Consider the following 7,609-nt stretch of genomic DNA (forward strand, 5'->3'; position numbering starts at 1 on the left):
GGATTCTCTTGTTTTTTTTTGCAACACTAAGATAAGTGAAAATTCTGACATGGCAAAATCCTGAGCAACTTTTTGTTGCTCAGGTACTTAAAAAGTTTAATTTATAATAGTGTTGCGGAATTAAGGTTTAAGAATTTATATCACATTAAGAGACATCAATTAGGTCTCTTCTTTTCTGGAAGAACAGCAAAAAACATTTTTGTATCAGCTAACACCTATAATTCTGTCATCAATGAAGATTTTAGGCATATAGACAAAAATACAATGGAGTTATTAATTAAAGCAAAGGTGCTTGTTCCAAAGGAAGAAGACGAGTTTAGATCAATAAACATAGAAAACCAAAAGATTTTGAAGAAGCAAAGACAGTACCATAGTGAGCATCTATATATGTCCATTCAACCAACTGATAAATGTCAATTTGCTTGTAACTATTGTGGTCAAGAGCACAACCATGCAGAAATCAGTATAGATACCATAGAATGTCTCATCAAACAGATTGATATTAAATTATCTGCACATGATTATCAGGACATGGAAATAGGATGGTTTGGAGGAGAACCGTTATGCGCCTTAGATAAAATGCGTATAATCAATAAGCATATAAAAATTCTGACAAATAAGCATAAGATTAAAAATCTATCTCATATAACTACAAATGGCTATATACTCACACTAGATGTATATAGAGAGTTAAAGGAACAATTTAATTGCAGGAGGATAGAAATAACAATAGATGGAGATAAGGAATTCCATGACAAGCACCGTTTCACGTTTAGCGGTAAAGGAACTTTTGTTAAATTATACAACAATTTAAAGTCTATAGTTTCAAGCCCATACTATGATAAGACTAAATGCATGATAACCATTCGATGTAATATTGATCAAAGTAATATAGATGGTGTTATTCCACTTTTACATAAACTGTACAATGATGGGATGCAGGATAAAATTCGTTTTTATTGTGCATGTGTTGTTTCATGGGCAAACAATGGTGCTGGTGATGCCAAGGCATGGAAGATAATTGGGAAAAAGTCTACAGAGTATATACTTTATATGCTAACGCATGGTTTTAGAACAGAGATTCTTCCGCACAGAAGTGGGCCTTATATATGTATTGGGACAATGAAAGAGTCCTTAATGTATGATGCTTATGGTAATATTTACGACTGTTCGGAGACAGCCTATTCTACAAGATATTTAGGAGGTCCATTGCATTTGGGTAATATACATAACCGAGGTAATAAGCGCAAAAATAGTGCCTTAGCGACCATTCCCCACATGTTGTTAAGTGGTCAGATTAAACAGTGTAAAGATTGTAAGTATTATCCTTTATGTGGAGGATTATGTCCACTTGCATTATATGAGAAAGAACCTAGATGCCCTATGTTTATATATAATATAGAGGATCGCATGCTAATAAATGCTATATACAGACTTAACCATATAAAATAATAACATAATGCATATAATTCAAACATATAGTCAGTTAAGAAGTTATGGACTGAACTTTTGCGGAGGTTATTTATCTCCACTAGTCAATTGGCTATCAATAGCATTGAGTGGATTACTCTTAAAAGAGTATAACCCACAAATACCCCTTTGTATGTATACAAATTTTGAGTTAAAACATATATTTAAAGATTTGTTTCTATTGCCATATGATACATACTTCATATTGGATGACATCAAGAATGAGTATAGGGATTTTTACTGTTACCCTAAAATTCAGACATATAGTATGCAAAATGCTCCCTTTTTGCATATAGACTGTGATGTGTTTTGTAAGGAAGCGCTCAAGAAGCGCTTATTAACAGCAGACTTAGTAGCCCAGCATGAAGAAAACGATTCAAATTTCTACATGTTAGTACTAAACCATTTGAAATCATGCAATGCGATAATTCCTGATTACATGAGAGTATGTTTCGGTGAAAATAATATACATTCATATAATGCAGGAGTATTGGGTGGTAATAATGTGTTCTTTTGGAAAGAGTACGTTGAATATGTTAAAGATTTTTTATCAAGCAATGCTAATAGTATAAGAAAGTCAGACAAGAAGTTTCTTTATAATGTTGTTTTTGAACAATGGATTTTTTATGCCTTAGCACATACAAAAAGAATCAAGGTTGAAACATTTATTAAGGGTGTTGTTAAGGATTTTGTTATGCCTTGGGGAACAGTCCCTGACCAAGTAGTGGAAGCTAATAATCATCCTTATATTCACATAATGAATTACAAAAGTCATCCACGCTGTAATAGCTATATCATTAGGCAAATGTATAGGAAGTATCCAGAGTATTTTGACCGAATACTCTATGTATGCCATAAAAATGATATTTGTCAAAAAATCACACTAAAAGGTATTGCAAATAGTGAGTATGAGAAAAGAGCAATAGAATATGAAAAAATATCTAATGGAGACTTATTAAACTCTATAATTTCAATTTCTCCTGATGTTAAATTCATAAGTAATAAAAAAGTTTTAACATTACATGATAAAAAGGAATGCAAACAGGAGGGATATCTAAAAACATACAATACATATCTTGCGCAGAATGTGTATATAAAATACGACTCTGTTATGACAAATCTACTTAAAATATTTAGGAAGCCTATTCGGTTAAACGAAATAATAACAGACTTGGATCCCTTTCAACAAGAATATTTAATTACAAGTATTCGCAAGGGATTATTTGATAATGTATTAATTATATGACACCATAAAATAACAAAACATAGTGCATACTTTATAATTAATACATTGGTGGCATGAGCATAATGCTACACTAATGTATTTTAAGTGTACTAATTATATAGTCATATACACTCAGAAGGTTTAATACTTATACAACCTAAAATTAAGGTTTTTGTTAGTAGCTTAAAGGTATTTTAGAAAAAGTTTTTGTTTTATTAATATTATTGCATACATGAGGTTTTTACAGACATATTACAGTTTCTCCACAGATGAAGATCCTATGTTCGATAAAGCAGGATTTCTCTCACCTGAATTTCATTGGATAACTATGGCTATTAGTTGCCTTTTACTAAAGCAGCATTATGGTCATGTTACGCTGTATTGCAATTCCACAGCTAAAAAAGTTGTTGAAGAATTGTGTATTCCTTATGATCAGATAGTAACAATTCCGAATATTATGGAAGGGTATTCTGGCTATGAATTATGGGCTTTGCCAAAATTATATACATACAGTGAACAGCATGAACCATTTTTACATGTAGATTGTGATTTTTTGTTGTATGACTGCTTACCAGATTCCTTTTGGAAAGCAGACTTATTCGCACAAAATATTGAGTATGACGATCAATTGTATAATCGTAAGTGCATAGATCGTTTCATCCAAGTTGGAGGAAAAATTCCCAATTTTGCAGATATAGAGCTTAAAAATAAGATTATTAGTGTGGCTAATGCAGGCGTACTCGGAGGAAATGATGTGAAATTCATTCAATACTACACAGAACAAGCATATAGATTTATATATAACAATGATAGGATTTTGAAACTTAATCATGATGGTTTTATAAATTCTGTTTACGAGCAACTTTTCTTTTATTGCCTAGCTCAAAAATATAATAAAACTATAAGCTACTGTACTGAAGGTGAAAAATTAAGTACTTTGTTTGATTGGATGAATCTTGATATGTCGTGTTTGAAGAAACACGGCTATTGTCATATGCTTGGAAATATAAAAAAAAGAAATGATGCACAAACTTTTGCATCAAGGCTTCTAGAAAAAATAGATCCTGCTTTACATCATCATATAATCAATACATATATCCAGCATGGCGGTATCCCAATATCTAATTATCTGAATTTTATAGATACTCCTTATATCCATCATTACAGAACTTCCAACGAAATATTAGAAAGGTCACGTTGTTTTAAAGTTTCTAAAAATTATGACATAGGAAAAATAATGAAAGAAAGAATCTATACCGAAATTAAGAAACTGGACAACACGTGCATCAAAGTTGAGAAACAACTAGAAGATAATAAGAAGGAATTTTTTAAAAAGCAGTATACTTGCATTAATAGTTTTTGGGAAAATGAGAGATTATATGAGAGTAATTGTCAGTTTATTTTAAATCCTTTTATTAGCTTGACAGATATATCATCAGAAACTTTGATGTATATTACAAAAAATCAAAAAATTGAAAATAAAATGTATAAAGTTGTAACTATACCAGATGCTTTTCGTCAAACAGTTTATGAAGTAGTTGCTCGTGGAACGGTTGAAACTATTATAGTCTATCTCCTACAGGAGCATACAGCAACAGCCTCCGATATAATAGATAATGTTTGTGCACTATCACAAAACAAATATGGTAAAGAAGAGTATGAAGCTAATTTAAGATATGTAGAAAGAATTATTTACCGTATGATAGAAAACTGTATTTTAACAATATCAAATATCTAACGTCCAGTTTTATTTTTGACTATTATTGAAATATTAATGCTAAAGCTCACAGTTTAATGAAACATATTCGTTACTTACATCAATACGATTCTATGCAATGTGGTATTACATGCCTACAAATGATATGCGAATATTATGGAAAAAGATACTCTTTATCTTTTTTAGAAAAACTATGTACGCCAACTACAGAAGGAATTTCTTTATTGGGACTAAGTAAAGCTGCAAATTACCTAGGCTTTGATACGATTTGTACCCAGATAGATATTACCAATTTATCCAAATATCCGTTACCTTGTATTCTCCATTGGAATCAGAATCATTTTGTAATACTATATAAAATAAGAAGAGACAAGAGATTTTATATAGCAGATCCTAGTAAAGGATTAATTAAATATAATTTAGAGGAATTTAAGAGTCATTGGATTAGTACAAGATTGAAAGATAAAGAGCAAGGAATTGCTATGCTTTGCAGTACTACTCAGTTACTTGATAACAATAATATTAAAGAAGAAACCAAGCTGAAAGAAGAACGCTCACTCAAGTTTCTTTTCGGTTATGTCAAAAAATACGGAAAGCACTTTGGGCAGATAGTCTTAGGCTTACTTGTGGGTAGTCTGCTGCAACTTATCCTGCCTTTCCTCACGCAATCAATTGTGGATGTGGGAATCAAAAACCAAAACATCGGTTTTATTTGGTTAATACTCTTGGGACAACTTGTCCTTACCATGAGCCGTACTGCCATTGATTTTATCCGTCGTTGGCTCTTACTACATATTTCTTTGCGTATCAACATTTCTTTAGTAAGCGACTTCTTTATTAAGCTGCTCAAATTACCGATGTGCTTCTTCGACACCAAACTGATGGGCGACATTATGCAGCGTATGAGTGACCACAACCGTGTAAACTCGTTCCTGACACAACAAACGCTCAGCATCGTGTTCTCGCTCTTTACCTTTATAGTGTTCAGCATTGTATTGTTATCCTATAATTGGCTTATCTTCGCCATTTTCATACTCGGCAGTCTGCTCTATGGCGGTTGGCTTGCGCTATTCCTTAGGCGCAGAAAGGTTCTCGACTATGAACTCTTCGAGCAACAAGCCATCAACAACAACAAGACTTACGAATTTATTACCTCTATGCAGGAGATAAAACTGCAAGACTGTGAACAGCGCAGACGCTGGGAATGGGAGGACGTGCAGGCTGATTTATTCAACGTACAGATGAAATCGCTAAAGCTCCAACAAACGCAGGAGGCTGGCAGTATATTCATCAACGAACTAAAGAATATCGTAATCACTGTGGTGGCAGCAACTGCTGTTATTCACGGACAACTAACACTGGGTATGATGCTTGCCGTGCAGTACATCATAGGACAGCTCAACTCGCCAGTGGAACAGCTAATGAGTTTCTTCTATTCTGTGCAAGACGTGAGGATTAGTCTTGAACGTATAAACGAAATACACCGCATGGACGATGAGAACGGAAAACAAGGATTGGAAACTTCAGTAACTGACGAAACTAAGGGTATAGACATAGAAAACATAAACTTTAAATACGACCCTCATGCATTGAAAACTATCATAGATAATGTAAGCCTAACAATTCCCAAAGGCAAGGTAACAGCCATCGTGGGTGCATCTGGTAGCGGAAAAACCACGCTCATCAAACTCATGCTGGGCTATTATCCCGTGCTGGGTGGACAAATCACCGTTGGTGGAACAGAGGTAAACACGCTCAATAAAAAGTGGTGGCGCCGACAATGTGGCGTGGTGATGCAGGATGGTGTGATATTCTCCGAAAGCATTGCAAGGAATATTGCCGTAGATGATGGGGAGATAGACAAAGAGCGATTGCAGAAAGCTGCCGAGATAGCCTGTATTCACGATTATGTGATGGGACTGCCATTAAAGTATAATACTAAGATAGGTCGCGATGGTGTGGGCTTGAGCCAAGGGCAGAAACAGCGTATATTGATAGCGAGAGCCGTCTATAAGAACCCCAACTATATTTTCCTTGACGAAGCCACCAACTCGCTTGATGCCAACAATGAGCGTATGATTGTGGAACATCTGGACGAGTTCTATAAAGGTAAGACGGTGGTCATAGTGGCTCACCGACTAAGTACGGTGAAGAATGCCGACCAGATAGTGGTACTGGATAAAGGCAAGGTGGTCGAGATCGGCAACCACGAGGAACTCACAGCAAAGCGTGGTGCATACTACAATCTTGTAAAGAATCAATTGGAGTTAGGAAACTAACGTAAAGGAAAGACAACTATGGCAGACGACAAGATAGAACTCCGCAGCGAGAAGATAAGGCATATCATCGGCGAGATACCATCAAGAATTGTACGCTATGGTATCACAATCATTACTATCGTAATTTTGGGATTATTGGTAGGTGCATACTTTATACCTTATCCCGAAATCATCAGTGCAAAGGTACAGATGACAAATGCCCGTCAAGGCACAATCGCCGTTCCCTATAAATACGTAAATACGTTAGAGAGAGGAATGACGGTAAACATCGAAGTTGAGGGCTACGGTGCAGAAACCTACGGAGCTGTGAATGGTATGATAACAGCCACAATGCATACGCCCCGACAAACGGCAGCAGGCAACGTGTTCACAGCACAGGTAAAAGTAACAGATTGCAAGTATAAAATTATCAGTGGAATGACGGGCACAGCATCTATACTTGTTAGCAATGAAAGCGTGCTTCAAAGGATTGTCCAGAGAATAACAAATATCATATAATTTCCTTTTTAATCGTAATAAAGCCGTGAAAGAAGAACGGCAGATGTAGTTACTGCGTAGTATAATTATTTTGAACACCCAACTACACGTTAATCCTTTTTCTTTCACCGCTTTAACTCCTATTGTAGTAATGTAGTAAGATATAATCGGTGAAAGAAAAAGGAAAAATAAGATATAATCATTAGTTATTCGTGTTACCGAGCAGAAATATCGGTGTTATCACGAATGCAGGTTTCTGCAACCTCTCACAGAGATACTTCCTGAACAAATGCGCTTCTGTGCTGTTTAACAGAAAGGACTCTAAGTTTGCAGCAAGAAACTTAAACAGGGTATAATCCCCTTTAGGAAGCAAGGTTGATTCATTACCTTTGTTGTCAAAAGGAAGAACCAGCCTACAGGATAGGGAAACTATAGAAGGAC

The 7,609-nt window shown here is 35.0% G+C and carries 5 protein-coding genes and 1 pseudogene; 5 read left to right on the forward strand and 1 reads right to left on the reverse strand.

What is annotated here, in order from left to right; genetic code table 11:
• The first annotated feature begins 264 nt into the window (after window positions 1–264).
• The 5 genes from F0475_RS11640 to F0475_RS11660 all read left to right on the forward strand — a co-directional run bounded on the left by F0475_RS11640 (window position 265) and on the right by F0475_RS11660 (window position 7,189).
• Window positions 265–1,452 carry a radical SAM/SPASM domain-containing protein gene (locus F0475_RS11640; protein ID WP_234423010.1) on the forward strand — a complete coding sequence of 396 codons (1,188 nt, stop codon included), beginning with the start codon at window positions 265–267 and terminating at the stop codon, window positions 1,450–1,452.
• Window positions 1,453–1,459: 7 nt separating this feature from the next.
• On the forward strand, window positions 1,460–2,716 hold the full coding sequence (locus tag F0475_RS11645) for a DUF6734 family protein (protein ID WP_155716765.1): 1,257 nt from the start codon (window positions 1,460–1,462) through the stop codon (window positions 2,714–2,716).
• Window positions 2,717–2,927: 211 nt separating this feature from the next.
• Complete coding sequence (locus F0475_RS11650) at window positions 2,928–4,433, forward strand: DUF6734 family protein (RefSeq protein WP_155716766.1); 1,506 nt, start codon at window positions 2,928–2,930, stop codon at window positions 4,431–4,433.
• Window positions 4,434–4,489: 56 nt separating this feature from the next.
• Window positions 4,490–6,691, forward strand: a complete 2,202-nt coding sequence (locus F0475_RS11655) for a peptidase domain-containing ABC transporter (protein ID WP_155716767.1) — start codon at window positions 4,490–4,492, stop codon at window positions 6,689–6,691.
• Between the two features lie 18 nt (window positions 6,692–6,709).
• Window positions 6,710–7,189, forward strand: coding sequence for an HlyD family secretion protein (locus F0475_RS11660; RefSeq protein ID WP_155716768.1), 480 nt, complete (start codon window positions 6,710–6,712; stop codon window positions 7,187–7,189).
• Window positions 7,190–7,370: 181 nt separating this feature from the next.
• Here F0475_RS11660 and F0475_RS11905 read toward each other — a convergent pair.
• Window positions 7,371–7,609 (reverse strand): annotated as a pseudogene (locus F0475_RS11905) (hypothetical protein); the annotation flags it as partial.

The sequence above is a fragment of the Prevotella vespertina genome, from assembly GCF_009728485.1.
In the GTDB taxonomy this organism is placed as follows: domain Bacteria; phylum Bacteroidota; class Bacteroidia; order Bacteroidales; family Bacteroidaceae; genus Prevotella; species Prevotella vespertina.